This window comes from Streptomyces sp. NPDC055632, from assembly GCF_053618675.1.
This window is the reverse complement of sequence record NZ_JBSHHY010000006.1, coordinates 87,007-113,610: the sequence shown is the minus strand read 5'-3', so window position 1 is coordinate 113,610 and position 26,604 is coordinate 87,007. Positions and strand designations below refer to the sequence as shown.

Annotated in this window: 21 protein-coding genes and 1 tRNA gene; 10 read left to right on the top strand and 12 right to left on the bottom strand. The window is 72.5% G+C overall.

What is annotated here, in order from left to right; all coding sequences use genetic code 11:
• The first annotated feature begins 58 nt into the window (after positions 1-58).
• The 4 genes from ACWGSR_RS11240 to ACWGSR_RS11225 are packed head-to-tail and all read left to right on the top strand — an operon-like array spanning position 59 to position 4,557.
• Complete coding sequence (locus ACWGSR_RS11240; protein ID WP_366376632.1) at positions 59-991, top strand: branched-chain amino acid ABC transporter permease; 933 nt, start codon at positions 59-61, stop codon at positions 989-991.
• Complete coding sequence (locus ACWGSR_RS11235; protein WP_376240157.1) at positions 988-2,730, top strand: branched-chain amino acid ABC transporter permease; 1,743 nt, start codon at positions 988-990, stop codon at positions 2,728-2,730. Before ACWGSR_RS11240 ends, ACWGSR_RS11235 begins: the two co-directional genes overlap by 4 nt.
• Before the next feature lie 4 nt (positions 2,731-2,734).
• Positions 2,735-3,844, top strand: coding sequence for an ABC transporter ATP-binding protein (locus ACWGSR_RS11230; protein ID WP_453565551.1), 1,110 nt, complete (start codon positions 2,735-2,737; stop codon positions 3,842-3,844).
• Entirely contained in the window at positions 3,841-4,557 is a 717-nt protein-coding gene (locus ACWGSR_RS11225; RefSeq protein ID WP_376240152.1) for an ABC transporter ATP-binding protein, read from the top strand. The genes ACWGSR_RS11230 and ACWGSR_RS11225 overlap by 4 nt, the downstream gene beginning before the upstream one ends.
• Positions 4,558-4,638: 81 nt before the next feature.
• Here the strand turns inward: ACWGSR_RS11225 and ACWGSR_RS11220 are convergent, their stop codons facing one another.
• Complete coding sequence (locus ACWGSR_RS11220; RefSeq protein ID WP_376240150.1) at positions 4,639-5,298, bottom strand: ANTAR domain-containing response regulator; 660 nt, start codon at positions 5,296-5,298, stop codon at positions 4,639-4,641.
• Between the two features lie 112 nt (positions 5,299-5,410).
• Here ACWGSR_RS11220 and ACWGSR_RS11215 point away from each other — a divergent pair.
• Together ACWGSR_RS11215 and ACWGSR_RS11210 are read left to right on the top strand one after the other, a co-directional pair.
• A tRNA-Leu gene (locus tag ACWGSR_RS11215) sits at positions 5,411-5,485 on the top strand.
• Between the two features lie 110 nt (positions 5,486-5,595).
• Entirely contained in the window at positions 5,596-6,285 is a 690-nt protein-coding gene (locus ACWGSR_RS11210; RefSeq protein ID WP_453565547.1) for a hypothetical protein, read from the top strand.
• Positions 6,286-6,289: 4 nt separating this feature from the next.
• Here ACWGSR_RS11210 and ACWGSR_RS11205 read toward each other — a convergent pair whose 3' ends face one another.
• Entirely contained in the window at positions 6,290-7,051 is a 762-nt protein-coding gene (locus ACWGSR_RS11205; RefSeq protein WP_376240145.1) for an isocitrate lyase/PEP mutase family protein, read from the bottom strand.
• Positions 7,052-7,098: 47 nt separating this feature from the next.
• On the bottom strand, positions 7,099-8,526 hold the full coding sequence (gene pyk, locus ACWGSR_RS11200) for a pyruvate kinase (RefSeq protein WP_383318240.1): 1,428 nt from the start codon (positions 8,524-8,526) through the stop codon (positions 7,099-7,101).
• Positions 8,527-8,809: 283 nt separating this feature from the next.
• On the opposite strand from pyk, the gene ACWGSR_RS11195 reads away from it, so the two are divergent.
• Positions 8,810-10,618: a bifunctional metallophosphatase/5'-nucleotidase gene (locus tag ACWGSR_RS11195; RefSeq protein ID WP_453565543.1), complete on the top strand. Its 1,809-nt coding sequence runs from the start codon at positions 8,810-8,812 to the stop codon at positions 10,616-10,618.
• An 8-nt stretch (positions 10,619-10,626) separates the two neighbouring features.
• Here ACWGSR_RS11195 and ACWGSR_RS11190 read toward each other — a convergent pair whose 3' ends face one another.
• The 6 genes from ACWGSR_RS11190 to ACWGSR_RS11165 form a co-directional block, all read right to left on the bottom strand.
• The gene (locus ACWGSR_RS11190; protein ID WP_376240136.1) at positions 10,627-12,075 is read right to left on the bottom strand and encodes a lysine N(6)-hydroxylase/L-ornithine N(5)-oxygenase family protein; all 1,449 of its coding nucleotides are present in this window, start codon (positions 12,073-12,075) and stop codon (positions 10,627-10,629) included.
• A complete protein-coding gene (locus ACWGSR_RS11185; RefSeq protein ID WP_376240134.1) occupies positions 12,072-13,457 on the bottom strand; it encodes a pyridoxal phosphate-dependent decarboxylase family protein in 1,386 nt (461 codons plus the stop codon). The genes ACWGSR_RS11190 and ACWGSR_RS11185 overlap by 4 nt, the downstream gene beginning before the upstream one ends.
• Positions 13,458-13,776: 319 nt before the next feature.
• Positions 13,777-16,263, bottom strand: coding sequence for an aminopeptidase N (gene pepN, locus ACWGSR_RS11180; RefSeq protein ID WP_376240131.1), 2,487 nt, complete (start codon positions 16,261-16,263; stop codon positions 13,777-13,779).
• Between the two features lie 255 nt (positions 16,264-16,518).
• Positions 16,519-17,508, bottom strand: a complete 990-nt coding sequence (locus ACWGSR_RS11175; protein WP_453565539.1) for an asparaginase — start codon at positions 17,506-17,508, stop codon at positions 16,519-16,521.
• A gap of 46 nt (positions 17,509-17,554) precedes the next feature.
• Complete coding sequence (locus ACWGSR_RS11170) at positions 17,555-17,890, bottom strand: chorismate mutase (protein WP_453565536.1); 336 nt, start codon at positions 17,888-17,890, stop codon at positions 17,555-17,557.
• 11 nt (positions 17,891-17,901) lie between these two features.
• Positions 17,902-18,789 (bottom strand): AraC family transcriptional regulator, encoded by an 888-nt coding sequence (locus tag ACWGSR_RS11165; protein ID WP_453565534.1) that lies wholly within the window; start codon positions 18,787-18,789, stop codon positions 17,902-17,904.
• A 108-nt stretch (positions 18,790-18,897) separates the two neighbouring features.
• Between ACWGSR_RS11165 and ACWGSR_RS11160 the strand changes: the two genes are divergently transcribed.
• Entirely contained in the window at positions 18,898-20,652 is a 1,755-nt protein-coding gene (locus ACWGSR_RS11160; RefSeq protein WP_453565532.1) for a glycoside hydrolase family 35 protein, read from the top strand.
• 137 nt (positions 20,653-20,789) lie between these two features.
• On the opposite strand, the gene ACWGSR_RS11155 is transcribed toward ACWGSR_RS11160, so the two are convergent.
• Positions 20,790-21,560: a S1 family peptidase gene (locus ACWGSR_RS11155; protein ID WP_376240164.1), complete on the bottom strand. Its 771-nt coding sequence runs from the start codon at positions 21,558-21,560 to the stop codon at positions 20,790-20,792.
• Between the two features lie 178 nt (positions 21,561-21,738).
• Here ACWGSR_RS11155 and ACWGSR_RS11150 point away from each other — a divergent pair, with 178 nt between their 5' ends.
• Together ACWGSR_RS11150 and ACWGSR_RS11145 are read left to right on the top strand one after the other, a co-directional pair.
• Entirely contained in the window at positions 21,739-22,623 is an 885-nt protein-coding gene (locus ACWGSR_RS11150; protein WP_453565529.1) for a hypothetical protein, read from the top strand.
• Positions 22,624-22,690: 67 nt separating this feature from the next.
• Entirely contained in the window at positions 22,691-24,169 is a 1,479-nt protein-coding gene (locus ACWGSR_RS11145; protein WP_453565526.1) for an ankyrin repeat domain-containing protein, read from the top strand.
• Between the two features lie 14 nt (positions 24,170-24,183).
• Here the strand turns inward: ACWGSR_RS11145 and ACWGSR_RS11140 are convergent, their stop codons facing one another.
• Complete coding sequence (locus ACWGSR_RS11140; RefSeq protein ID WP_376240115.1) at positions 24,184-24,606, bottom strand: ribonuclease domain-containing protein; 423 nt, start codon at positions 24,604-24,606, stop codon at positions 24,184-24,186.
• 175 nt (positions 24,607-24,781) lie between these two features.
• Positions 24,782-26,488 (bottom strand): DEAD/DEAH box helicase, encoded by a 1,707-nt coding sequence (locus ACWGSR_RS11135; protein ID WP_376240112.1) that lies wholly within the window; start codon positions 26,486-26,488, stop codon positions 24,782-24,784.
• Positions 26,489-26,604: the final 116 nt, after the last annotated feature.

Below are 26,604 nucleotides of genomic sequence, written 5' to 3'. Positions count from 1 at the left end.
GGGCGCAAACAGCGCCCTCGCGCGGAGTCTTATCCGACAAGCTCATCGGAGGCCTGCGGTGCACGAACTGCCGCAACAGCTGGCCAACGGCCTGGCCCTCGGTGCCCTCTATGGCCTCATCGCCATCGGGTACACCATGGTCTACGGCATCGTCCAGCTCATCAACTTCGCCCACGGCGAGATCTTCATGATCGGGGGCTTCGGTGCCCTCACCACCTACACCGCTCTCCCGAGCGGAACGTCCCTGCTGGTGGCGATACCGCTCATGATCGTCGGTGGCGCGATAGCCTCCGTGGCCGTCGCCACCGCCGCCGAGCGCTTCGCCTACCGCCCCCTGCGCGGCGCCCCCCGGCTGGCACCCCTCATCACCGCGATCGGCCTGTCCATCGCCCTCCAGCAACTCGTCTGGCAGTTCTACCCCGACGCCAAGAAGGCCGTCAGCTTCCCCGAGTTCAAGGGCGAGGCCTTCCAGATCGCCGGAAACCTGTCGATCCAGCGAGCCGACGCCTTCGTCCTCGCCCTCGCACCCCTGTGCATGCTCGCCCTCGGCGTCTTCGTCTCCAAGAGCCGCAGCGGCCGCGCCATGCAGGCCACCGCACAGGACCCCGACACCGCCAAGCTGATGGGCATCAACACCGACCGCATCATCGTCATGGCCTTCGCCATCGGTGCCGCGTTCGCCGCCGTCGCCGCCGTCGCCTACGGCGTCGACAAGGGCCAGATCAACTTCGAGATGGGCTTCATCCTCGGCCTCAAGGCCTTCACCGCGGCCGTCCTCGGCGGCATCGGCAACATCTACGGCGCCATGGTCGGCGGCGTCGTCCTCGGCATCGCCGAATCCCTCTCGATCGCCTACATCGAGGACGTCCCCGGCATGCAGCAGCTCGGCGGCGGCGCCTGGGCCAACGTGTGGGCCTTCGTCCTCCTCATCCTCGTACTCCTCGTGCGGCCCCAGGGCCTGCTCGGCGAACGCGTCGCGGACAGGGCGTGAGCACCATGACCGAAAACCTGCCCAAGAACCCGGCCACGCCGAAGCCCACCGCACTCCTGTGGGCCGTCGTCGGCGGCAGCCTCGTCACCCTCGCCAGCACCTTCCTCGCCTGGACGTGGACCACCGCCTTCCCCGGCAACCTCACCGTCTACGGCTACCCGGCCGAACTCCAGCTCCTCACCCTCGTCGGAGCCGTCCTCACCGCCGCCCACGCGCTCTCCGCGCTCGGCATCAAGGGCCTCGGCTGGCTCACCCCCACCGGCGCCCGCAAGGCCACCTGGATCCTGGCCCTCGGCACCTTCGCCACCACCCTCTTCACCGCGCTCGCGATCATCGTCGAACTCGGAGCCCTGGTCGACCTGGAGCCCGGAGCCGGCATCGCCGTCCTCGCCTCCGTCATACCCGCGATCGCCGCCTACAAGCTCCCCGACGACACCCGCAAGGCCACCCCGGCCAAGGAACTCCCCTCCTGGGCCGAGATCCTGCTCATCGTCGTCGTCTTCGCCATCGGCCTCTTCGTCGTCACCTTCGGCATCGACACCGACGACTCCGAGCCCCAGCTCTTCATCGCCTTCCTGATCCTCGTCGGCTTCACCGCCACGGCCCTGATCAAGTCCGGACTCATCGCCCGCATCTCGGCGATCACCGCCCGGAACCGCCAGGTCACCGTCACCGCGAGCCTCGTCGCCGCGATCGCCTTCCCCTTCATCCAGCAGAGCGGCGACACCTACACCCTCATCGCGGTCAACATCCTCATCTTCGCGACCGTCGCCCTCGGCCTGAACATCGTCGTCGGCCTCGCCGGCCTCCTCGACCTCGGCTACGTCGCCTTCCTCGGCGTCGGCGCCTACACCGCCGCCCTCGTCTCCGGCGCCACCTCCTCCGCCTTCGGCGTCCAGTTCCCCTTCTGGGCCTCGGCGCTCACCGGCATGGCCGCCTCCCTGGTCTTCGGCGTGGTCATCGGCGCACCCACCCTGCGCCTGCGCGGCGACTACCTCGCCATCGTCACCCTCGGCTTCGGAGAGATCTTCCGCATCGCCATGGGCAACCTCGACGGCACCTCCGGACCGAAGATCACCAACGGCCCCAACGGCATCCCGAACATCCCCCAGCTGGAGTTCTTCGGATACAACTTCGGCGAGTCCCACACCGTCCTCGGTGTCGAACTCGGCGCCTACGCCAACTACTACCTGCTGATGATCCTGGTCATGGCCCTGGTCATCATCGTCTTCTCCCGCGCCGCCAACAGCCGCATCGGCCGCGCATGGGTCGCCATCCGCGAGGACGAGACCGCCGCCACCGCCATGGGCATCAACGGCTTCCGCGTCAAGCTCGTCGCCTTCGCCCTCGGCGCCGCCCTCGCCGGCCTCGCCGGCACCGTCCAGGCCCACGTCAACACCACGGTCGTCCCCGAGAACTACGTCTTCGCCGGCCCCGTACCGCCGAACTCCGCGTTCCTCCTCGCCGCCGTCATCCTCGGCGGCATGGGCACCATCAACGGACCCATCCTGGGCTCCGCGCTCCTCTTCCTGATCCCGGCCAAGCTGCAGTTCCTCCAGGACTACCAGCTCCTCGGCTTCGGCATCGCGCTGATCCTCCTCATGCGCTTCCGCCCCGAGGGCCTGATCGCCAACAAGCGCGCGAAGCTGGAATTCCACGAGAACGACGAGCAGCCCGCCGTACCCGAACCACGACCCTCCGAGGAGTCGGGCATCGGCACGGCGAAGGCGGAGGCGTGACGCCATGACCACCATCACCAAGGACACCGCCACGGCCGCCACCGTCCTCGACGCCAGCGGCGTGACCATGCGCTTCGGCGGCCTCACCGCCGTCCGCGACGTCAACCTCACCGTCCGCGAGGGCGAGATCGTCGGACTCATCGGCCCCAACGGCGCCGGCAAGACGACCTTCTTCAACTGCCTCACCGGCCTCTACGTCCCCACCGAGGGACAGGTCAGCTACAAGGGGACTGTCCTCCCCCCCAAGCCCCACCTGGTCACCCAGGCCGGCATCGCCCGCACCTTCCAGAACATCCGTCTCTTCTCCAACATGACGGTCCTGGAGAACGTCCTCGTCGGCCGACACACCCGGACCAAGGAGGGCCTCTGGTCCGCCCTCCTGCGCGGCCCCGGCTTCAAGAAGGCCGAAACCGCCTCCCGGAACCGGGCCATGGAACTCCTCGAGTTCGTCGGCCTCGCCCACAAGGCCGAACACCTCGCCCGGAACCTCCCCTACGGCGAGCAGCGCAAGCTGGAGATCGCCCGCGCACTCGCCAGCGACCCCGGCCTCCTCCTGCTCGACGAGCCCACCGCCGGCATGAACCAGAGCGAGACCCGCACCACCGAGGAACTCGTCTTCGCCATCCGCGACCTCGGCATCGCCGTCCTGGTCATCGAGCACGACATGAAGTTCATCTTCAAGCTGTGCGACCGGGTCGCCGTCCTCGTCCAGGGCGAGAAGCTCGTCGAGGGCACCTCCGAGGTCGTCCAGAACGACGAGCGCGTCGTCGCCGCCTACCTGGGCACGCCCTACGAAGGCGCGCCCGGCGCGGAGGAGGCCGCCGAGGTCAAGGCCGCCGAGGCCCACGCCCACGGCACCACGGTCCCGGCCCCGGCACCGGTCCCGGCCGTGGAGACGGACGCGGACACGGACGACACCGACGCGGCCGCCGAAGCGGGCACGGACGCGGACGACGCGGGCACGGACGCGGACGACGCGGCCCCGGCCGACACGGACCCGGCGACCGACACGGACGCCGACAACGGTCCCTCCGCCGCACCGGACGACGCGGACACCCCCGCCAAGACCGGCACCGGCGACGCGAACAGCACCACCGAAGGAGACTCCAAGTGACCGCACTCCTGGAGGTCGAGGACCTCAGGGTCGCCTACGGCAAGATCGAGGCCGTCAAGGGCATCTCCTTCTCCGTCGAGGCGGGCCAGGTCGTCGCCCTCATCGGCACCAACGGCGCCGGCAAGACCACGACCCTGCGCACCCTCTCGGGCCTCATCAAGCCCACCGCGGGCAGGATCTCCTTCGACGGCCAGGAGCTCAACGGCATCCCGGCCCACAAGGTCGTCTCGCTCGGCCTCGCCCACTCCCCCGAAGGACGCCACATCTTCCCCCGGCTCTCCATCGAGGAGAACCTGCGGCTCGGCGCCTTCCTCCGCAAGGACAAGGGCGGCATCGAACGGGACATCCAGAAGTCCTACGACCTCTTCCCCATCCTGGGCGAACGTCGCAAGCAGGCCGCGGGAACCCTCTCCGGCGGTGAGCAGCAGATGCTGGCGATGGGCCGGGCCCTCATGTCCGAGCCCAAGCTCCTCATGCTGGACGAGCCCTCCATGGGCCTCTCGCCGATCATGATGCAGAAGATCATGGAGACGATCGCGACCCTGAAGTCCGAGGGCATGACCATCCTGCTCATCGAGCAGAACGCGCAGGCCGCCCTCTCCCTCGCGGACCACGGATACGTCCTGGAGGTCGGCACCATCAAGCTGTCCGGCACCGGACAGGACCTCCTCGTCAACGACGACGTCCGCAAGACGTACCTCGGCGAGGACTGACCCTCCCCGTACGTACGGAAGCCGAAGGCCCGCCCCCACAACGCCGTGGGGACGGGCCTTCTTCCGTACGTACGGAGCCGCTCACTGCTCCTTGTTCCTGGCCGCCTTCTTCTCCTCGGCGTCCTCGATGACCGCCTCGGCGACCTGCTGCATCGACATCCGGCGGTCCATCGACGTCTTCTGGATCCAGCGGAACGCGGCGGGCTCCGTCAGGCCGTACTGCGTCTGCAGGACCGACTTGGCCCGGTCCACGAGCTTCCGGGTCTCCAGACGCTGCGAGAGGTCCGCGACCTCCTTCTCCAGGGCCTTCAGCTCGGCGAACCGGGAGACGGCCATCTCGATGGCCGGCACCACGTCGCTCTTGCTGAACGGCTTCACCAGGTACGCCATGGCACCGGCGTCCCGGGCCCGCTCGACCAGCTCGCGCTGCGAGAAGGCGGTGAGCATGAGGACGGGGGCGATGGACTCGCCGGCGATCTTCTCGGCGGCGGAGATGCCGTCGAGGACGGGCATCTTCACGTCGAGGATGACGAGGTCGGGGCGGTGCTCGCGGGCGAGCTCGACGGCCCTGGCACCGTCCCCGGCCTCGCCGACGACCGTGTAGCCCTCTTCTTCGAGCATCTCTTTGAGGTCGAGGCGGATCAGGGCCTCGTCCTCGGCGATGACGACACGGGTCGTCAGCGGCGGAACGTGCGGCGCCTCGGCGTCGTCGGCGGGCTGGGGCGACTCGGGGGCGGTCACGGGGGCTCCTCGTTCGATGGCCTCGTTCCGAGGCGGATACAGCTCCCCATGAGCCTACCCACCTCCTGTAAGGTAGTGATCCGCAGGGCCCTTCTGGACCTGCGTTTCGAAGGCCCCAGTACTCCAACTGGTCAGAGAGGCCGCTCTCAAACAGCGGACAGTGTGGGTTCGAATCCCACCTGGGGCACTTTTCCTTTGTTTCGAAGGTTGAGCCGCGAGCGCTCCCATTCACTCACACGAGTGGACGCAATTTCGAATTCGGCACGCCTTGGCGCGGTCTCCACAAAGCTCGCATCCATGTACGAGATCGCAACACGTGCGCAGACTCCCACCCTCCCTCGTGCGCGCAGAACATCCGCGCCATGCCCGAGATGCCGTCCGCTCCCCGGGCCGCCGGACGACACTGCTGCGTACGCCTATCTGCTCGGGCTCTACCTGGGCGACGGCTGCATCAGTGATCACCCCCGGGGCGGCCATTACCTCCGCATCGCCTGCGCGGACGCCTGGCCCGGACTGATCGAAGCGTGCCGCTCGGCAGTGCTGGCCGTACAACCCGCGAGAAGTGTCTGCGTGCTGCAAAAACAAGGGTGCGTCATGGTCACGAGCTACGGTCGACACTGGAAGTGCCTCTTCCCCCAGCACGGCCCCGGCAAGAAGCACGAACGCGCGATCGTCCTGGAGCCCTGGCAGCAAGCGATCGTCGACGCGCACCCCTGGGAGTTCGTTCGTGGGCTCGTCCACTCCGACGGGTGCCGGATCACCAACTGGACCACCCGCGTCGTGAACGGGGAGCGCAAGCGGTACGAGTACCCCCGCTACTTCTTCACCAACGTCTCGGACGACATCCGGCAGCTGTACACCGACACGCTCGACCGTCTCGGCGTCGAGTGGACGCGATGCAGTCGCGGCGGGAGGCCCTACAACGTCTCCGTCGCCCGTAGGGCCTCCGTCGCGCTCATGGACCTGCATGTGGGGCCCAAGCGGTGACGAACTAGGGCGCCCAGGGCTTCAGTACGTCCTTCATCGTGTCCGTGAGGGCGAACTGGAGCAGCGGGCCGTAGGTGACGCGGCCGACGCCGAGGCGGCGGAAGCGGGCGAGGTCGTGCTTGACGGGGTGGGCCGTGGAGTTGACGGGGACGGTGACCGCGCCGACGACCGCCGTGAGGAGGTCGTCGTCGTCCTGGATGCCCACCGGGTAGACGCTGTCGGCGCCGGCCCGTTCCATGGCGCGGAGGCGGTCGATCGCCTGGTCGAGGACGGCGGAGGGGTCGTCCGCGTGCATGAAGAGGTCGGTGCGGCCGTTGATCCAGAGGGGGACGCCCGCGGCGTCGGCGGCGGCGCGCAGGTCGGCGATGTAGTTCGCGTGTTCCTGGGTGTCGCGTACGCGTCCGCCGTCCGAGTGGACGGTGTCCTCGAGGTTGAGGCCGGCGCCGCCGGCCTCGACGAGTCCGGCGACGAGGTCGGCGGGCTTCTGTCCGTAGCCGGCTTCGAGGTCGACGGAGACGGGGACGTCGACCGCGGCGATGATCGGTCGGACGGCGGCGAGTACTTCTTCGAAGGTCTGGCCCTCGTTGTCGTCGGCTCCCCGGGAGTCGGCGAGGGGGTGGCTGCCGATGGTCAGGGCGGGGAAGCCGGCGTCGGCCGCCGTCCGTGCGGACCAGACGTCCCAGACGGTCGGCAGCACGAGCGGCTTGTGGTCGGCGTGCAGTTGCTTGAGGCGCTGGGCGCGCTCGACGGTGGTGCGAAGATCCATACCGAGGACGCTACCCCCGAAATGCCGTGAACAACGTGATGTCGGGGTTATGTCAGGGGTTCTCCGATGTGGTGGACCCGGACGAGGTTGGTGGAGCCGGCGACGCCGGGCGGGGAGCCGGCGGTGATGACGACGATGTCGCCCTTGGCGCAGCGGCCGATGCGGAGGAGTTCTTCGTCGACCTGGGCGACCATGGCGTCGGTGGAGTCGACGTGGGGGCCGAGGAAGGTTTCGACGCCCCAGGTGAGGTTGAGTTGGGAGCGGGTGGCGGGGTCGGGGGTGAAGGCGAGGAGGGGGATCGGGGAGCGGTAGCGGGAGAGGCGTTTGACGGTGTCGCCGGACTGGGTGAAGGCGACGAGGAACTTGGCGCCGAGGAAGTCGCCCATTTCGGCGGCGGCGCGGGCGACGGCGCCGCCCTGGGTGCGGGGTTTGTTGCGTTCGGTGAGTGGGGGGAGGCCCTTGGCGAGGACGTCTTCTTCGGCGGCTTCGACGATGCGGCTCATGGTGCGGACGGTTTCGACGGGGAAGCGGCCGACGCTGGTCTCGCCGGAGAGCATGACGGCGTCGGTGCCGTCGATGACGGCGTTGGCGACGTCGGAGGCTTCGGCGCGGGTGGGGCGGGAGTTGTCGATCATGGAGTCGAGCATCTGAGTGGCGACGATGACCGGTTTGGCGTTGCGCTTGGCGAGTTTGACGGCGCGCTTCTGGACGATGGGGACCTGTTCGAGGGGCATTTCGACGCCGAGGTCGCCGCGGGCGACCATGATGCCGTCGAAGGCGGCGACGATCTCGTCGATGTTGTCGACGGCCTGGGGCTTCTCGATCTTGGCGATGACGGGGAGGCGGCGGCCTTCCTCGTCCATGATGCGGTGGACGTCGTCGATGTCGCGGGCGCTGCGGACGAAGGAGAGGGCGATGACGTCGGCGCCGGTGCGGAGGGCCCAGCGGAGGTCTTCGATGTCCTTGTCGGAGAGGGCGGGGACGGAGACGGCGACGCCGGGGAGGTTGAGGCCCTTGTGGTCGGAGACCATGCCGCCCTCGATGACGCGGGTGCGGACGCGGGGGCCGTCGACGGCGGTGACTTCGAGGGTGACGCGGCCGTCGTCGACGAGGATGCGTTCGCCGGTGGTGACGTCGTCGGCGAGGCCGGGGTAGGTGGTGCCGCAGGTGTGGCGGTCGCCTTCGACGTGTTCGACGGTGATGGTGAATTCGTCGCCGCGTTCAAGGAGTACGGGGCCTTCGCGGAAGCGGCCGAGGCGGATCTTCGGGCCTTGAAGGTCGGCGAGGACGCCGACGCTGTGGCCGGTCTCGTCGGAGGCTTTGCGGACGCGCTGGTAGCGCTCCTCGTGTTCGGCGTAGGTGCCGTGGCTGAGGTTGAGGCGGGCGACGTCCATTCCGGCCTCGATCAATGCCTTGATCTGGTCGTATGTTTCGGTGGCGGGCCCAAGGGTACAAACGATTTTCGCTCGGCGCATGGGACGAGCCTAGGGCTTACCCATGAGTAGTGAATCAGCCTGGCATGACTGCTCAACGACCTTTCCGTGAAAGGTCGTTGACAAGACTTGAATCTGTGCGGCGGGGTGCTCCGATGAGCGTTTTCCGGCCCTTTTCGGGGTCTTTTCGGGCGGCTCCGCGACGTGTGTACGTCGAACACTTTTCCACTCCGTAACCCGCGGGGCCTGTTGCGGGCGGTTCTCCTGGGCCAGAATCTACGCGCGTTGTGCAGCTGGGCGACGCCACTGAACCGAGGAGAAGCACATGCCGTTGAACCGCCGGACGTTCCTGGAGGGCTCCGTGGCCGTCGGGGCCGGGGCCGCCCTCACCGCAGGGGCCGTCGCCCACGCCGAGGCCCACGGACCCGGGCACGGGCACCGTCCGAAGCCGGCCGAGCGGTACTCCTTCACCGTCATGGGGACGACCGATCTGCACGGGAACGTCTTCAACTGGGACTACTTCACGGACAAGGAGTTCGACGACAAGGCGCACAACGACGTCGGCCTCGCGAAGATCTCCACGCTCGTCGAGCGGGTGCGGAAGGAGAAGGGGCGGCGCAACACCCTCCTCATCGACGCCGGTGACACCATCCAGGGCACCCAGCTGTCGTACTACTACGCCAAGGTCGACCCGATCACCGCGCGGCGCGGTCCGGTGCACCCGATGGCGCAGGCGATGAACGCCATCGGCTACGACGCCGCCGCGCTCGGCAACCACGAGTTCAACTACGGCATCCCGGTGCTGCGCAAGTTCGAGGAGCAGTGCGACTTCCCGCTGCTGGGTGCCAACGCGCTGGACGCGAAGACGCTGCGGCCGGCGTTCGCGCCGTACAGCATGCACCGGCTGCGGACGCCGTGCGGCCGGGGCGTGAAGGTGGCCGTGCTGGGTCTGACCAACCCGGGGATCGCGATCTGGGACAAGGCGAACGTCGGCGGGAAGATGGTCTTCCCGGGTCTGGAGGAGCAGGCGGCGAAGTGGGTGCCGAAGCTGCGGTCGATGGGTGCGGACGTGGTGGTGGTCTCGGCGCACTCCGGTTCCAGCGGTACGTCGTCGTACGGTGACCAGCTGCCGTACGTGGAGAACGCGGCGGGGCTCGTGGCCGAGCAGGTGCCGGGCATCGACGCGATCCTCGTGGGGCACGCGCACACCGAGATCCCCGAGTACCGGGTGAAGAACAAGGAGACGGGCGAGGAGGTCGTCCTCTCCGAGCCGCTGAAGTGGGGGCAGCGGCTCACGCTCTTCGACTTCGACCTGGTGTGGGAGCGGGGCCGCTGGACGGTCGAGAAGGTCGGTGCGCAGGTCCTGAACTCCAACACGGTGGAGGAGGACCGGAAGATCGTGCGGCTGCTCTCGGACGAGCACCGGAAGGTGGTCGCGTACGTCAACCAGGTCATCGGCACCTCGGTCTCGGCGATGACCACGGCGGACGCGCCGTGGAAGGACGAGCCGATCATCGACCTGATCAACGTGGTGCAGGCGGAGACGGTGAGGGCGGCGCTGGCGGGTGGCGCGTACGCGGGTCTGCCGGTGCTCTCGCAGGCCTCCTGCTTCTCCCGTACGGCCCGGATCCCGGCCGGTCAGGTGACGATCAAGGACGCGGCGGGTCTGTACCCGTTCGAGAACACCCTTGAGGCGCGGCTGCTCACGGGTGCCCAGCTGAAGGACTACCTGGAGTTCTCGGCGCGGTACTACGTGCGGACTCCGGCGGGGGCTGCGGTGGACACGGCGAAGCTGACGAACGCGGACGGCACGCCGGACTACAACTACGACGCGGTGTCGGGTCTGACGTACGAGATCGACATCGCGAAGGAGGTGGGGTCGCGGATCGTGAACCTGGCCTTCGGGGGGAGGCCGCTGGATCCGGCGGCGAAGTTCGTGCTCGCGGTGAACAACTACCGGGCGAGCGGTGGCGGCGCGTTCCCGCACGTGGCGAGCGCGCAGCAGGTGTGGGCGAACTCGGACGAGATCCGGAACACGATCATCCAGTGGGTGCGGGCGAAGGGGACGGTCGACCCGGGGCAGTTCGCGTCGGTGGACTGGAGGCTGACCCGGGACGGCGTGCCGGTGTTCTGATCCGTAGGTCAGTACTGGACGAGAGGCGTCAGCTTCCGGCCCTGGGCCGGGATGCCGGGCGCCTCTCGTGTTTCCAGGCCGAAGCTGGTGAAGGCGGTGCGGCGCGGGAGGGGGTAGGGCTCCTTGCCGGTGATGGCGTTGAGGATGGTGGCGCTGCGCCAGGCGGCGAGGCCGAGGTCGGGGGCGCCGACGCCGTGGGTGTGGCGTTCGGCGTTCTGGACGTGGACGGCGCCGGTGACGGAGGGGTCGAGGACGAGGCGGTGGTGTTCGTCGATCCGGGGGCGTCCGGCGGAGTCGTGGCGCACGTAGGGGTCGAGGCCGGTGAGGATGCGGTCGAGGGGGCGTTCGCGGTAGCCGGTGGCGAGGACGACGGCGTCGGTGGTGAGGCGGGTGCGGGCGGACTGCTGGACGTGTTCGAGGTGGAGTTCGACGCGGGTGGTGGCGACGCGGCCGGCGGTGCGGACGCGGACGCCGGGGGTGAGGACGGCGTCGGGCCAGCCGCCGTGGAGGGTGCGGCGGTAGAGCTCGTCGTGGATGGCGGTGATGGTGGTGTCGTCGATGCCCTTGTGGAGCTGCCACTGGCGGGGGACGAGGTCGTCGCGGACCTGTTCGGGGAGGGCGTGGAAGTAGCGGGTGTAGTCGGGGGTGAAGTGTTCGAGGCCGAGTTTGGAGTACTCCATGGGGGCGAAGGCCTCGGTGCGGGTGAGCCAGTGGATGCCTTCGGCTCCGGCGGGGCGGGCGCGGAGGAGGTCGAGGAAGATCTCGGCGCCTGACTGGCCGGAGCCGATGACGGTGACGTGTGCGGCGGCGAGGAGGGTCTCGCGGTGGGTGAGGTAGTCGGCGGAGTGGACGACGGGGACGCCGGGGGCGTCGGCGAGGGGGCGGAGGGGTTCGGGGACGTACGGTTCGGTGCCGACGCCGAGGACGATGTTGCGGGTGTGGGCGCGGCCGAGGGCTTCCGTTTCGCCGTCGGGGTCGATCTGGGTGTAGTCGACTTCGAAGAGGCGGCGTTCGGGGTTCCAGCGGACGGAGTCGACCTGGTGGCCGAAGTGGAGGCCGGGGAGGCGTTCGCTGGCCCAGCGGCAGTAGGCGTCGTACTCGGCGCGCTGGATGTGGAACTTCTCGGCGAAGTAGAAGGGGAAGAGGCGTTCGCGGCTCTTCAGGTAGTTGAGGAAGGTCCAGGGGCTGGCGGGGTCGGCGAGGGTGACGAGGTCGGCGAGGAAGGGGACCTGGAGGGTGGCGCCGTCGATGAGGAGTCCGGGGTGCCAGTGGAAGGCGGGGCGCTGTTCGTAGAAGGCGGTGGAGAGGCCGCCGGGGACGCCGTGGGCGAGGGCGGCGAGGGAGAGGTTGAAGGGGCCGATGCCGATGCCGACGAGGTCGTGGGGGTGGTCGGGGTCCGGTGTGTGCGGGGGGTTGTGGGGCCGGTCGGTGTCCTGTTCGGGGGTGTTGCCGGTCATGGGTGCGCGCTGCCTTCCACGAGGGTGATGAGGTGGTCCAGGTCGCCGGGGGTGGCGTGGGGGTTGAGGAGGGTGGCTTTGAGCCAGAGGCGGCCGTCGGCGCGGGCCCGGCCGAGGACCGCACGGCCTCCGGTGAGGAGGGAGCGGCGGATCGCGGCGACGGTGGTGTCGTCGGCGTCGTGGGGCCGGAAGAGGACGGTGGTGAGGGTGGGGCGGGCGCGCAGGTGGAGGCCGGGGGTCTTCTCGACGCGGTCGGCGAGGTCCTGGGCGAGGTCCATGCAGGTGTCGACGAGGGCGCCGAGTCCGGTGCGGCCGAGGGCGCGGAGGGTGACGGCGGCCTTGAGGACGTCGGGGCGGCGGGTGGTGCGCGGGGAGCGGCCGAGGAGGTCGGGGAGGCCTGCGTCGGTGTCGTCGTCGGCGTTGAGGTAGTCGGCGGTGTGGGCGAGGGGGGTGAGGTCGGTGGTGTCGCGGACGGCGAGGAGTCCGGCGGCGGCGGGCTGCCAGCCGAGTTTGTGCAGGTCGACGGTGACGGTGCGGGCGCGGTCGAGGCCGTCGAGGAGCCGGCGGTGGGTGCGGCTGAAGAGGAGGGGGCCGCCGTAGGCGGCGTCGACGTGGAGGTCGGCGCCGTGGGTGGCGCAGACGTCGGCGAGTGCGGGCAGCGGGTCGATCAGGCCTTCGTCGGTGGTGCCGGCGGTGGCGGCGACGAGGAGCGGGCCTGGGGTGGCGGTCAGGGCCGCGTCCAGGGCTTCGGGGTCGAGGGTGCCGTGGGGGGTGGGGACGACGAGGGGGGCGGGGAGGCCGAGGAGCCAGGCGGCGCGGCGGAAGGAGTGGTGGGCGTTGGCGCCGACGACGGTGCGGAGGGGGCCTTTCCCGGTGTGGCGTTCTCTGGCGAGAAGGAGGGCGAGTTGGTTGGACTCGGTGCCGCCGGTGGTGACGAGGGCGTCGGGGTGGGGTGCGCGGGGGTGGATCTCGGCGGCGAGGGCGGTGGTGACGAGGGTTTCGAGGGCGGAGGCGGCGGGGGCCTGGTCCCAGGAGTCCATGGAGGGGTTGAGCGCGGAGGCGGCCAGGTCGGCGGCGGCGGCGAGGGCGAGGGGCGGGGTGTGGAGGTGAGCGGCGCAGAGGGGGTGGGCGGGGTCGGCGGCGCCGGCGGCGAGGGCGTGGACGAGGGTGCGGAGGGCTTCGTCGGGGCCGGTTCCGGTCTCGGGGAGTACGGCTCCGAGTGCCGCCGTGCGGTGGGCGACGGCGTCGGGTCCTCCGGCGGGGAGGGGGCCGCCGCGTTCCTCGGCTCCGGTGCGCAGGGCTTCGAGGACGGTGCCCAGGAGGGGCCGCAGGGCGTCGGCGCCGGGGGCGCCTCCGGCGAGGGGTGGGGGTGCGGCACGCATGGACGACAGGGTGCCGGGGGGTGCGGGGGTTTGTCCGGGGAGTGCGGGGGTGTGACCCGAACGGGGGACACGGGGTGGTGTTTCGGGGGCGGTTGGTGGGGGGGCCGGGGGGGCCCCCCCCCCCCCCCCCCCAAACAAACCCCCACCGGCCCGCGGAGGTGGGCGAGGGGGGCGACGGGGGTGGGGCGGGGGGGGGGGGGGGGGGGGGGGGGGGGGGGGGGGGGGGGGGGGGGGGGGGGCGGCGGGGGGGGGGGGGGGGGGGGGGGGGGGGGGGGGGGGGGGGGGGGGCGCGCGCCCCCCCCCCCCCCCCACGCCCGGCTCAGCCTTCCCTGACCCGCAGGGCCCGGCGGAGGTCGTCGAGCTGGTCGACGAGCTTGCGGCGGAGGGCGGGGATCATGGGGGTGTCGGCGAGGTGGCGTTCGCCGAGGGTGAGGGAGTCGGTGTCGACCGCGTACGCCGGGAAGGCGTGGCGGCCGGCGGCTTCGGCCATGGCGGGGCCGCGCCGGTCGCCGAGGGCGGCGGCGGCCTCGTAGAAGCGGGGCACGTACTCCCTTACCAGGTCGGCCTGTTCGGGCTGCCAGAAGCCCTGGGCGGTGGCGGTGAAGAGGTAGTTGGAGAGGTCGTCGGAGTCGAAGAGCGCGGACCAGGCGGTCGCCTTCGCCTCCGGGTGGGGCAGGGCGGCGCGGCAGCGGGCGGCGCCCTCCTGGCCGGTGGCGCTGGGGTCGCGTTCCAGTTCGGCGGCGATGGCGGGCTCGTCGGTGGCGCCGAGGACGGCGAGGCGGGCGAGGATGCGCCAGCGCAGTTCGGGGTCGAGTTCGGGGCCGCCGTGGACGGTGCCCTCGTCGAGCCAGGAGGCGATCTTGTCGGGGGTGGTGGCGCTGTCGACGAGGGTGCGGACGGCGGTGAGGCGCAGTCCGGGTGCTTCGCCGTCCTCGGTGCGGCGCAGCAGGGCGCGGGCGATCCCGTTGATCGTGGCGAGGGCGGCGGGGCGTTCGTCGGCGGTGACGTAGCGGTCGGCGATCTGGTGGCGGGCGAAGGCCAGGACGCCCTGGACGAGGGCGAGTTCGGTCTCCTCGGTGAGGTGGGCTCCGGCGACGGCGAGGTATTCGACGGGGGCGAGGTCTCCGTCGCGGACCATGTCGCGCAGGGCGTTCCAGACGACGGCGCGGGTGAGCGGGTCGGGGATGCGGGAGAGGCCGCGCAGGGCGGATTCCTCGGAGGTCTCGTCGAAGCGGAGCTTGGTGTAGGTGAGGTCGCCGTCGTTGAGGACGACGAGGGCGGGGCGGGGGCCGGTGAGTTCGGCGGGGGTGTCCTGGGGGACGTCGAGTTCGCGGCGTTCGCGCGGGACGAGGTCTCCGGAGGGGTCGCGGTCGTAGAGGCCGGCGGAGATGCGGTGGGGTCGGGTGCCGGCGCGGTCGACGGTGAGGTTCCAGTGGAGGCCTTCGCCGTCGAGGCGGGGGGTGAGGGTGTCGACGCCGGTGGTGCGCAGCCACTGTTCGGCCCAGCCGTGGACGTCGCGGTCGGTGGCGGCGGCGAGGTTGTCGATGAAGTCGGCGAGGGTGGCGTTGCCGAACCTGTGCCGCTTGAAGTGGATGTTGATGCCGGCGAGGAAGTCCTTCTCGCCGAGCCAGGTGACGAGCTGGCGGAGGGCGGAGGCGCCCTTGGCGTAGGAGATGCCGTCGAAGTTGAGGAGGGCGGAGGCGGTGTCGGGGACGGCCTCGGGGTCGGGGGCGACGGGGTGGGTGGAGGGCCGCTGGTCGGCCTCGTACCCCCAGGCCTTGCGGGTGACGCCGAAGTCGATCCAGGTGTCGGGGAAGAGGTCGGAGCAGGCCTCGTTGACGGTCTGGTAGCCCATGTACTCGGCGAAGGACTCGTTCAGCCAGATGTCGTCCCACCAGCGGAGGGTGACGAGGTCGCCGAACCACATGTGGGCCATCTCGTGGGCGATGACCATGGCGCGGGTCTGGCGTTCGGTGACGGTGACGGCGGAGCGGAAGACGAACTCGTCGCGGAAGGTGACGAGGCCGGGGTTCTCCATGGCGCCGGCGTTGAACTCGGGGACGAAGGCCTGGTCGTAGGAGTCGAAGGGGTAGGGCTCGTCGAACTTCTCGTGGTAGCGGTCGTAGCAGGCCTTGGTGACGGCGAGGATCTCGTCGGCGTCGGCGTCGAGGTGGGGGGCGAGGGAGCGGCGGCAGTGGATGCCGAAGGGGAGGCCGGCGTGTTCGGTGCGGACGGAGTGCCAGGGGCCGGCGGCGACGCAGACGAAGTAGGTGGAGAGCAGGGGGGTGGGGGCGGCCTTCCAGGTGCCGTCGGGCTGCCGTTCGGTGATGCCGTTGGCGAGGACGGTCCAGTCGTCGGGGGCGGTGACGGTGACCTCGAAGACGGCCTTGAGGTCGGGCTGGTCGAAGGCGGCGAAGACGCGCTGGACGTCCTCCATGAAGAGCTGGGTGTAGACGTAGGACTCGCCGTCGGTGGGGTCCGTGAAGCGGTGCATGCCCTCGCCGGTGCGGGAGTAGCGCATGGTGGTGGTGACGCGCAGCTCGTGTTCGCCCTCGGTGAGGCTCAGCGGGAGCCGGTTGCCGTCGAGGGCGGCGGGGTCGAGGGGCTCTCCGTCGAGGGTGGCGGAGTGCAGGGTGACGGGCTTGAGCTCGACGAAGGTGTCCCCGGCGGCGCGGGCGGTGAATCGGACGGTGCTGGTGGACTCGAAGGTCTCGGCGCCGGTGGTGAGGTCGATGTCCACCAGGTAGCGGTGGACGTCGAGGAGCTGGGCACGGGTCTGCGCTTCGTCGCGCGTCAGTACGGACATGGGCCCTATGCTGCCCGATGGCCGGGGCGGCGGGCAGGGGGGTGGGAAGAACCTTGCCGGGGCTTGGGACGCCCTGTGGACCGGGGAGGGCCGGGGCGGATCGGCGGGGCCGTCCCCCGGGGCCCGTCCGGTTGAGGGCCGGGGAGGACCGGGGCGGATCGGCGGTGCGTGCCCTGGGTCCCGTCCGGTTGAGGGCCGGGGAGGACCGGGGCGGATCGGCGGGCCGTGCCCCGGGGCCCGTCCGGTGGACGGGCCCTAGACGGCGGTTCGGGTGCCGTTCAGGCGGGCGAAGGCGGCGGTGATGCGGGGGCGGTCGTAGCCGGCCGGGCCGGCGGCGCCGTCGGAGAGCAGGACGTGGAGCAGGATCCGGGCCTTGGCGGGGTCGAGCGGGCCGGCCGGGACGAGTCCGCGGCGCAGCAGGTCGTGTTCGGAGCCAGGGCCCCGGTAGGTGTGCGAGAGGGTCGTTCCGCCGCCGGTGCGGGAGGCGAGGACGACGGGGACGCGGGCGGCGATCCCGGCGAGGGGTTCGACGAGCGGTGCGGGGACGTGTCCGGCGCCGAGGGCGGCGACGACGAGGCCCTGGAAGCGGTGGTCGACGGCTTCGAGGAGTTCGCCGCGGTCGCCCAGGGAGAGGGTCACCAGGGCCACCCGGATCTCGGGGTCGAGGGCCAGCGGGCGGTGCGTGGCGGGTGTGGCGGGGCGGAGCAGGATCCGGGGCTCGCCCTCGACGACGGTGCCGAGGGGGCCGGCGCCGGGCGAGGCGAAGGTGGCGACCGAGGTGGTGTGGGTCTTGCGGGCGTGACGGGCGGCGTGGATCTCGTCGGCGAGGACGACGAGGACGCCGAGGTTCCGGCAGGCGGGGTCGGTGGCGACGGCGAGCGCGGCGGCGAGGTTGGCGGGGCCGTCGGCGCCGGGCAGGTCGGGGCGGCGCATGGCCCCGGTGACGGCGATCGGGCGCTCGGTGGTGCAGAGCAGGTCGAGGAGGAAGGCGGTCTCCTCCAGGGTGTCGGTGCCCTGGACGACGACCACGCCGGAGCCGGCGGCGACGGTGGCGCGGACCTCGGCGGCGAGGTCGGCGAGGTCGGCGTGGGTGAGGGTGGAGCTGGGGACGCGGCGGAAGTCGCGGAGGACGACGTCCTCGGGGGCGCCGAGCGCGGTCAGGACCTCCCGGCCGGTCATGCGGGCCGCGTCGCCGCCGCGCGCGGAGATGGTGCCGCCGAGGGTGAAGACGGTGACGCGGGTCATCGGGGCTCCGTGGGTGTTCGTGTCGTGTCGTGCCGGGGGCGCTTCGTCAGCGCGTTCCGTCCGCGATCGTCTCGTGGTGGCGGATGACCTCGGCGATGATGAAGTTGAGGAGCTTCTCCGCGAAGGCGGGGTCCAGTTTGGCGCTCTCGGCGAGTTCCCGGAGGCGGGCGATCTGGCGGGCCTCGCGGGCGGGGTCGGCGGGCGGGAGCTGGTGCTCGGCCTTGAGGACGCCGACCTGCTGGGTGCACTTGAAGCGTTCGGCGAGCATGTGGACGACCGCCGCGTCGATGTTGTCGATGCTGTCGCGCAGCCGGGTCAGCTCGGCGCGCGCGGCCTCGTCGGTGGCTGCGGAGGGGGCGGGGGCCGGGGTGGAATCGCTCATGACCTGCGAGCTTAGACGGAGCGCGGGAGGATCGTCGGAGGGTGTTCGGGATCCGGGACGCGGTTGCTCCAGCCGCCGGGCACGGACCGGCCCTGCTGTTCGCGGAAGCGGATCGGGGCGGTGCCGACCCGGCGGGTGAAGAGCCGGGAGAAGTAGGCGGGGTCGTCGTAGCCGACGCGGCGGGCGACGGCGGAGACGGGGAGTTCGGTGGCGGCGAGGAGTTCCTTGGCGCGGCCGAGGCGGACGGTGAGCAGGTAGTCCTTGGGGCTGCAGCCGGCGGCGCGGCGGACGGCGGTGCGCAGTTCGGCGGGGGTCATGCCGTGGCGGGTGGCGTGTTCGGCGACGGAGAGCGGCTGGAAGGCGTCGCGGGCGAGGGCGGCGAGGACGGGGTCGCCGTCGGCGTTGGTGTCGGCGCGGGCGCGGCGCAGGGCGACGAGCAGTTCGTGGACGGCGGCGCCGGTCTCGACCTCCAGGAGGGGGTTGCCGGGGCGGGCGGCGCGGGCGATCCGGGCGATGGCGGCGCGGGCGGGGGCGGCGTCGGCGAGGGGGACGACGGGCCGGTCGGGTTCGATGTAGCCGAGTTCGGTGTAGGTGGCGGTGGCGGGTCCGGAGAAGTCGACAAAGGCCTCGTCCCAGCCGGTGCCGGGGTCGGCGCCGTAGTGGTGGGGGGTGCCGGGGGTGAGCCAGATCAGGGCGGGGGCGGTGACGGTGGTGCGCCGTCCGTCGGCGCCCCGGTACCAGCCGCCGCCGGCGGAGACGACGACGGCCACGTGGTGGTCGAGGGTGCGGGGTCCGACGGTGGGCAGGGTGCCGTGCTGGAGTCCGACGCCGAGGCAGACGAGGCCGAGGCGGTGGTGGACGGGGCTGGGCGTGAAGTAGCGCATCCAGGTGTGGTACATGCCGGTGGTGCCCCTTCCCCAGGGCCCCGGGCGGGCGGGCCCTAACGTCCAAACTGCGACGATCTTTGTCCATGGACGGGTTCGCCGCCAGGGGGTGAGGTGGTGCCCATGAGCACGTTCGCTGTGGGTGACGAGGACTTTCTGCTCGACGGGCGGCCGGTGCGGCTGCTCTCGGGGGCGCTGCACTACTTCCGGGTGCACGAGGGCCACTGGGAGCACCGGCTCGGGATGCTGCGGGCGATGGGCCTCGACTGCGTCGAGACGTACGTCCCGTGGAACCTGTACGAGCCGGGGCCGGGCCGGTACGGGGACGTGGCGGCGCTCGGCCGGTTCCTGGACGCGGTGGGGCGGGCGGGGATGCGGGCGATCGTGCGCCCGGGGCCGTACATCTGTGCCGAGTGGGAGAACGGCGGGCTGCCGCACTGGCTGACGGGGCCGCTCGGGCGGCGGGTGCGGACCCGGGACCCGGAGTTCCTGGCGGCGGTGGAGTCCTGGTTCCGGCGGCTGCTGCCGCAGGTGGTGGAGCGGCAGGTCGACCAGGGCGGTCCGGTGGTCCTGGTGCAGGTGGAGAACGAGTACGGGAGTTACGGCAGCGATCCGGTGTATCTGGAGTGGCTGGCGGGGCTGCTGCGGGAGTGCGGGGTGGTGGTGCCGCTGTTCACCTCGGACGGCCCGGAGGACCACATGCTGACGGGCGGGTCGGTGCCGGGGGTGCTGGCGACGGCGAACTTCGGTTCGGGGGCGCGGGAGGGCTTCGCGGCGCTGCGGCGGCACCGGGCGTCGGGGCCGTTGATGTGCATGGAGTTCTGGTGCGGCTGGTTCGACCACTGGGGCACGGAGCACGCGGTGCGGGAGGCGGGGGACGCGGCGGTGGCGCTGCGGGAGGTCCTGGAGTGCGGGGCGTCGGTCAACGTGTACATGGCGCACGGCGGGACGAACTTCGGCGGCTGGGCGGGGGCGAACCGGGACGGGGAGCTGCACGACGGTCCGCTGCGGCCGACGGTGACGTCGTACGACTACGACGCGCCGGTGGACGAGGCGGGGCGGCCGACGGAGAAGTTCTGGCGCTTCCGGGAGGTGCTCGCGGAGTACGCGGAGGGTCCGCTGCCGGAGGTGCCGGAGCCCCCGGCCCGGCTCGCGGTCCCGGTGCGGGCGGGTTTCGAGGGGTGGGCGCCGCTGGACGCGGTTCTGGAGGTGCTCGGCGACGGGGAGGTGGTGGCGGCGGTGCCGCCGACCTTCGAGGAGCTGGGGGTGGACCGGGGTCTGGTGCGCTACCGGGTGGCGGTGCCGGGTCCCCGGCAGCCGTATCCGCTGGGGGTGACGGGGCTGCGGGACCGGGCGGTGGTGTACGTGGACGGGGTCCTCGCGGGGGTCCTGGACACGGGCGGCGGGGAGGACGTGGCGCTCGTGGAGCCGGTGGCCGGTCCGGCGGTGGTGGATCTGTGGGTGGAGTCCCTGGGCCGGGTCAACTACGGGCCGCGGCTTGCGGAGCCGAAGGGGATCACCGGGGGCGTGCGGCACGAGCGGCAGTATCTGCATGGGGTGCGGGCGCGGGGGCTGCGGCTGGACGCGTTCGGGGCGGCGGCGGTCGGGAAGGTGTCCTTCGAGGAGGTCGGCTCCGGGCCGGGGCTCCTGCGGGGGACGCTCGACGTGGCGGGCGCGGGGGACGCGGTGCTGCGGCTGCCGGGGGCGACCCGGGGCTTCGTGTGGGTGAACGGCTTCTGTCTGGGCCGCTACTGGTCGGCCGGTCCGCAGGAGGCGCTGTTCGTGCCGGGTCCGGTGCTGCGGGAGGGGGCGAACGAGGTGTGGGTGCTTGAGCTGGAGGGGGCGGCGGGGGCCGGGGTCGAGCTCGACGTGCTGTGACCGCACACCGAATGACTGCGCACTGAATAAGGGGATCCTGCGGGCCGTGCACACCGGGCCGGCCCACACCGGCCCGGTGTACGGGAGGGGCGCTCCGGGGCCGAGGCCGCCCCGGAGCGCCCGTTCACGGGGTGCCGCTACAGCGTGGCGGCGGCGGACTTGATCGCGGCGGCGAAGGTCGAGACCTCCGTGTAGACGCCGGGGTAGTTGGGCCGGGCGCAGCCCTGGCCCCAGCTCACGATGCCGACCTGGACCCAGGCGCCGGCGTTGTCCTTGCGGAACATCGGGCCGCCGGAGTCGCCCTGGCAGGTGTCGGTGCCGCCCTGGGCGTAGCCGGCGCAGATCTCCTCGGCGGGGACGAGGTCGCTGCCGTAGGAGGCCTTGCAGGAGGTGTCGGAGACGAAGGGGACGTTCGCCTTGAGCAGGTAGCGCTGCTGCGCCCCGCCCTCGCGGGCGGCACCCCAGCCGGCGACCGTGAAGGTGCCGGTGTTGTAGGCGGTGGTCTCGGCGAGCTTGAGGGTGGGCAGGGAGGTGATGGGGCTGGCGAGCTTGATGAGGGCCCAGTCCTTGCCCTGGCCGTTGTAGCCGGGGGCCTGGAGGACCTTGGTCGACTTGACCTTGATGGCGCTGCTGCTCTGGAGGTCCACGACTCCGGCGGTGGCGGTGATGCTGGTGTTGTTGCCGGAGCCGCTCACACAGTGGGCGGCGGTGAGGACGACCTGCGGGCTGATCAGCGAGCCGCCACAGCCCATGGAGAGCCTGACCATCCAGGGGAACTCGCCCTGGGCGGCGCGGGTGCCGCCGACGACGGGGGCCGGGGCGGCGGAGGCCGTGGTCGTGGGCTGGAGGCTGACGGCCGCGAGGACGACGGCGCCGGCGGCGGCCAGCTTCTGGAGCGCGCGGACCATTCTGTTCTTCTTCACGTATCTGCCTTCTCTCGTGGGGGGTCGACCCCGACGGCTCATGACATGCGCCCGTCAAGGTGTGGTCCGCATTATGAACAGCGCTCAACCTCCGTCACAAGGAAGCCTTTTCGGCCAGATGCGATGTGAGGGACCGTACAGTGAACGGAAGGAGGGATCCGGCATGCCGCACCGTCGAGAGGCCGACCGTGTCGTCCACGGCTTTCCGCACCGGGCCGTGGTCGGGGCCTCGCTCACCGCGCTCCACCGCCGCCTCTCCCCCGACGGGATACGGCGTTATCCGGTCAGCGTGCCCGCCTCCGAGACGGCGATCGGCGACGACGAGGACCTGCGACTGGCCACCCGCCGGGTGGCCCGCGCCCTCGTCCGGCACCTGGGGCTCCCCGACGCCCGGATGGTGGTCGACTTCCGGCCGATGGAGCACGCGGGCGCCGTCGAGCTCACGCCCGGACCCGAGTACTCCGTGGAGGTGCACGAGCGCTTCCGGACCCGCCGCCGGGACATCGGCGCGGTCCTCGCGCACGAGATCGCCCACGTGCTGCTGCACCGCCTCGGCCTGAGCTTCCCGCGCACCGCCGAGAACGAGATCCTCACCGACGTGACCGCCGCCTACCTGGGCGCCGGCTGGCTGCTGCTCGACGCGTACCGCGAGGACGGCGTCGAGCGCCAGCGGCTCGGCTACCTGACCCCGGAGGAGTTCGGCTACGTCCTCGCCAAGCGGGCCGAGGTGTTCGGCGAGGACCCGTCGCCGTGGTTCACCAGCCCGGTCGCGTACGACGCGTGGGTACGGGGCCGGGCGGAGGCCCGCCGGGAGCGGACGGCGCCGCCGCTCGCCGGGGCCGGGCCGGTCGAGCGCCGCCGGTACGCCTGGGAGCGGCGCCGGGGCCGGGCCGGCGGGGACGCCCCGTACGCCTTCGACGGCGGGGCCCCCGCGACCGGCGTCTCCTTCCCCTGCCCGGTCTGCCGCCAGCGGCTGCGGATCCCGGCGGGGCGGACGCTGCGGGCCCGGTGCGGGGTGTGCGGCACCGTCCTGGAGTGCGCCTCCTGACCCTCCTCCCCCGCGCCCGACCGCAATCGATTTGCGCCATGTGCCGACGGCGGGTCAGGGTCGGTGCATGAGCACGTTGTTCGACGCGATCCGGGCCGGGGACGAGGACGGGGCCGTACGGGCCCTGAGGGGCGGGGCCGACCCCGAGGGGCGGGAGGACGGGGAGACCGCCCTGTACCGGGCGGCCGTCGGCGGCGAGGCCGGAATCGTACGGGTGCTGCTCGCCGCCGGGGCGGACCCCGGCCGGGGCAGCGGCGAGGAGGACGGCGACCTGCCGCTGTGCGGGGCGGCCTGTGCCGGACACACCGGGACGGTGCGGGCGCTGCTCGCGGCGGGCGCGGACGCGGACCAGGAGGAGGCGTACGGCTTCACGGCCCTCGCCTGGGCCCTGCGGCTCGGACACGCCGACGTCGCGCGGCTGCTCCTGGAGCACGGCGCCGACCCCGGCCGGCGCGGCCCCGACGGGCTCGCCCCGCTCCTCGCCGCCGCCCGGCGCGGCTCCACCGGCTGCGTGCGGGCGCTCCTCGACCACGGGGCCGGGGGCGCGGAGGCCGCGCTGCGGGAGGCGCGGCGGTGGATCGGCGCCGACGTCGCGGCCGAGCTGCGGCGCGGGCTCGTCGCGGGGAACGAGGGCGGGCAGACGTACGAGGCGGTGGTCCGCCGGGTCCGGGAGGACGGCGGGATCACGGTCGTCGTGGAGCTGCTGCGGGAGGACGGCGCTCCCGGGCGCGGCGACGACCGCCAGACCGGGCACGCGGCGATCGCCACGCTCCTGGAGGCCTCGCTCGGACTGCGCACCCCCGCCGAGGAGCTGGCGGCGCGGGCGCTGCGCTGCGGCGACCCCGGACTCGACGACTGGACGACGGCGGTGGCCGAACTCGCGGGCCGGGCCGACGAGGAGACCTTCGTGGCGGCGGCCGGCTGGTGCGCCTACCGGGACCCGCTGCGGCGGGCGCTCGGCGCGCGGGTCCTGGGCGCGCTGCCGGGCTTCGCGCAGAGCGCCCTGCCGGTCCTGCGGCGGCTGGCGGCGGAACCGGCGGGCACGGCGGGCCCGGCGCGGGAGCCCGCCCTGTCGGTGGTGACGGCGCTCGGGGCGTGCGCGGACCCGGCGGCCGTGCCCGAACTGCTCGCGGCCGCCGGGCATCCCGACGCGGTGGTGCGCGGGGCCGTCGCGGGCGCCCTGGCCGGAATCGTCCCGGCCGGGCACGTCGAGGCCCTCGGGGTGCTGCTCGCGCTGAGCCGGGACGGCGACGCCCGGGTGCGGGACTGGGCGACGCTCGCGCTCGCCGAACTGCCCGACGACACCCCGCTCGTACGGGAGGGGCTCGCCGAGCGGCTCGACGACGCGGACCCGGAGACGGCGGCGGAGGCGGCGCGCGGGCTCGCGATCCGCCAGGACCCGCGCGCCGTCGACGCGCTCGCGTCGGTCCTCGCGGACGGCGAGGCGGACGGCGCGGCGCGCGAGACGGCGCTCGCCGCCCTCGAACACGTCCGGGACCCCCGGGTCAGGACCCGCCTGGAGTGGACGGCACCGCGCCGGTCCTGAGGACCGGCGGACGCTCAGCAGCCGTGGTCGATCCGGTCGAACGAGGCGTAGTGGTCGGCGGTGTAGTAGTCCTCCTGCGTCGCGTTCCCGGTGACGATCCGGCGGGCACCCCGGGTCGTGGAGCCCGGGGTCTTCACCGTGTACTCGTGGTAGTACCCGGAGGTGCGGGCGGGCAGGATCCCCTCCCTGTTCCGGAAGACGGACCCGTCCTGGCTGTAGGGGAAGGGGCCGCCCGCGTCGATCAGGCCGAGGGTGGTGTGGGCCTGGGAGGGCAGGGCGGAGGAGCAGATCTCCCCGACGGCCGCGACGGCGGCGCGGGCGGAGACGGGGGCGGGCGCGGGGGCTTGGGCGGCGGTGGCCGGGGCGCCGAGTAGGAGGGAGGAGAGGAGGGCGGTGGCGACACCGCCGGCGAGGGTGAATCGAGGGGGGATTCGCATGCCTGTGATGATGATGCGCGTAGATCCCGGCCGGGAACCCCGACGGCCTTCAATTCCCCGGATGTTGACCGCTCGTTCCCGTACGTACGGGACCTGTGAAGACGGGGCGCGTGCGGTGACGGACGCGGGCGGCGCCGTTGTCACGACACCGCCCGCGTCCGGACCCCGTAGGGGGTTACGTGTTGTCGGCCGGCCGCTGCCGGGGGCCGCGGGGGCGGCCCGTGCCCGCCGTCCGGCGCCCGCCGCGACCGGACCCGGCGGAGGCGGAGGCGGACGTGGAGGCGGAGGCGCGACCGGCGCCGGTGCCCCGGCCCGTGCCGGAGCCGCGGCCGCCGCCCGTAGCGGAAGCACGGCCCCCGGCCGTACCGGAACCGCGACCCCCGGCCGCGGCCGCACCGGAGGCGGTGCCGCGTGCCGAGCCGGTGGACGTGCCGGTGCCGGAGGCGCCGGAGGCGGCCGGGCGGCGACGGCGGCGACCGCCGCCGTTCCCGGCGCCGGCACCGGAGGCGGCCGGCTTGCGGGGCGGGGTGGGCTGCGGGGTCTCGATGACGACCGGGACGCCGGAGGGCTCCCGGGCGCCGGTGAGCTCGGCGAGCTCCTCGTCGCTGGACTTGATCTGCGCCGTGCGGGGGCTGATGCCCGCGTTGGACATCAGTCGGCCCATGTCGCGCTTCTGGTCGGGCAGGACCAGGGTGAAGACGCTGCCGGACTCGCCGGCGCGGGCGGTGCGGCCGCCGCGGTGCAGGTAGTCCTTGTGGTCCATCGGCGGGTCGACGTTCACGACCATGTCGAGGTCGTCGACGTGGATGCCGCGGGCCGCCACGTTCGTCGCGACGAGCGTGGTGACCTGCCCGTTCTTGAACTGGTCCAGGGTGCGGTTGCGCTGCGGCTGCGAGCGGCCGCCGTGCAGGCCGGAGGCCCGTACGCCGTTGGCGAGGAGCCGCTTGACCAGCCGGTCCACGGACCGCTTGGTGTCGAGGAAGAGGATCGTGCGCCCGTCGCGGGCCGCGATCCGCAGCGTGACGGCCTTCTTGTCGGTCTCGTCGGCCACGTACAGGACGTGGTGCTCCATGGTGGTGACCGCGCCGGCCGACGGGTCGACGGAGTGCACGACCGGGTCGTCGAGGAACATCTTGACCAGGCGGTCGATGTTCCGGTCGAGGGTGGCCGAGAACAGCAGGCGCTGGCCGCCCGGCTCGACCTGCTTCAGGAGCTTGGTGACCTGCGGCAGGAAGCCCATGTCGGCCATCTGGTCGGCCTCGTCGAGGACGGTGACGGCGACCTGGTCGAGCCGGCAGTCGCCCCGGTCGATGAGGTCGTGGAGGCGGCCGGGCGTGGCGATGAGCACCTCGGCGCCGCGCCGCAGCGCGGAGGACTGCCGGCTGATCGACATGCCGCCGACGACGGTGGTGATCCGCAGCCGCAGGGCGCCCGCGTACGGGGTGAGGGCGTCGGTCACCTGCTGGGCGAGCTCGCGCGTGGGCACCAGGACGAGCGCGAGCGGCGCGCCCGGCTCGGCGCGGCGGCCCGCGGTGCGGGCGAGCAGGGCGAGGCCGAAGGCGAGGGTCTTGCCGGATCCGGTGCGGCCGCGGCCGAGCACGTCGCGGCCCGCGAGCGAGTTCGGCAGGGTCGCGGCCTGGATCGGGAACGGCTCCGTGACGCCCTGCTCACCGAGGGTCCGCAGCAGGCCCTCGGGCATGTCGAGGTCGGCGAAGGAGGCCACCGAGGGCAGCGCGGGCGTCACCGACACCGGCGGCGTGAACTCGCTCGGCGGCGGGGGCGCGGCGGGACGGCGGCCGCCGCGGGAGGCCTTCGGCTGGGACGTGGACTTCGCCTGCGCGGTGCGGGGGCCGCGCTTGTGGGGGCGCTCGGAGCGGGTCATTCGTGCCTTTCTGGCCGGTGCGCCGCCGAGCCCTGCTGGCCGGGTGCGCGGCGCAGCCGGGGCCCGCACCTGCGCGATGCGGGCCCCGGCTGCTCTGTCCGGAGCGCGCGGTGCGG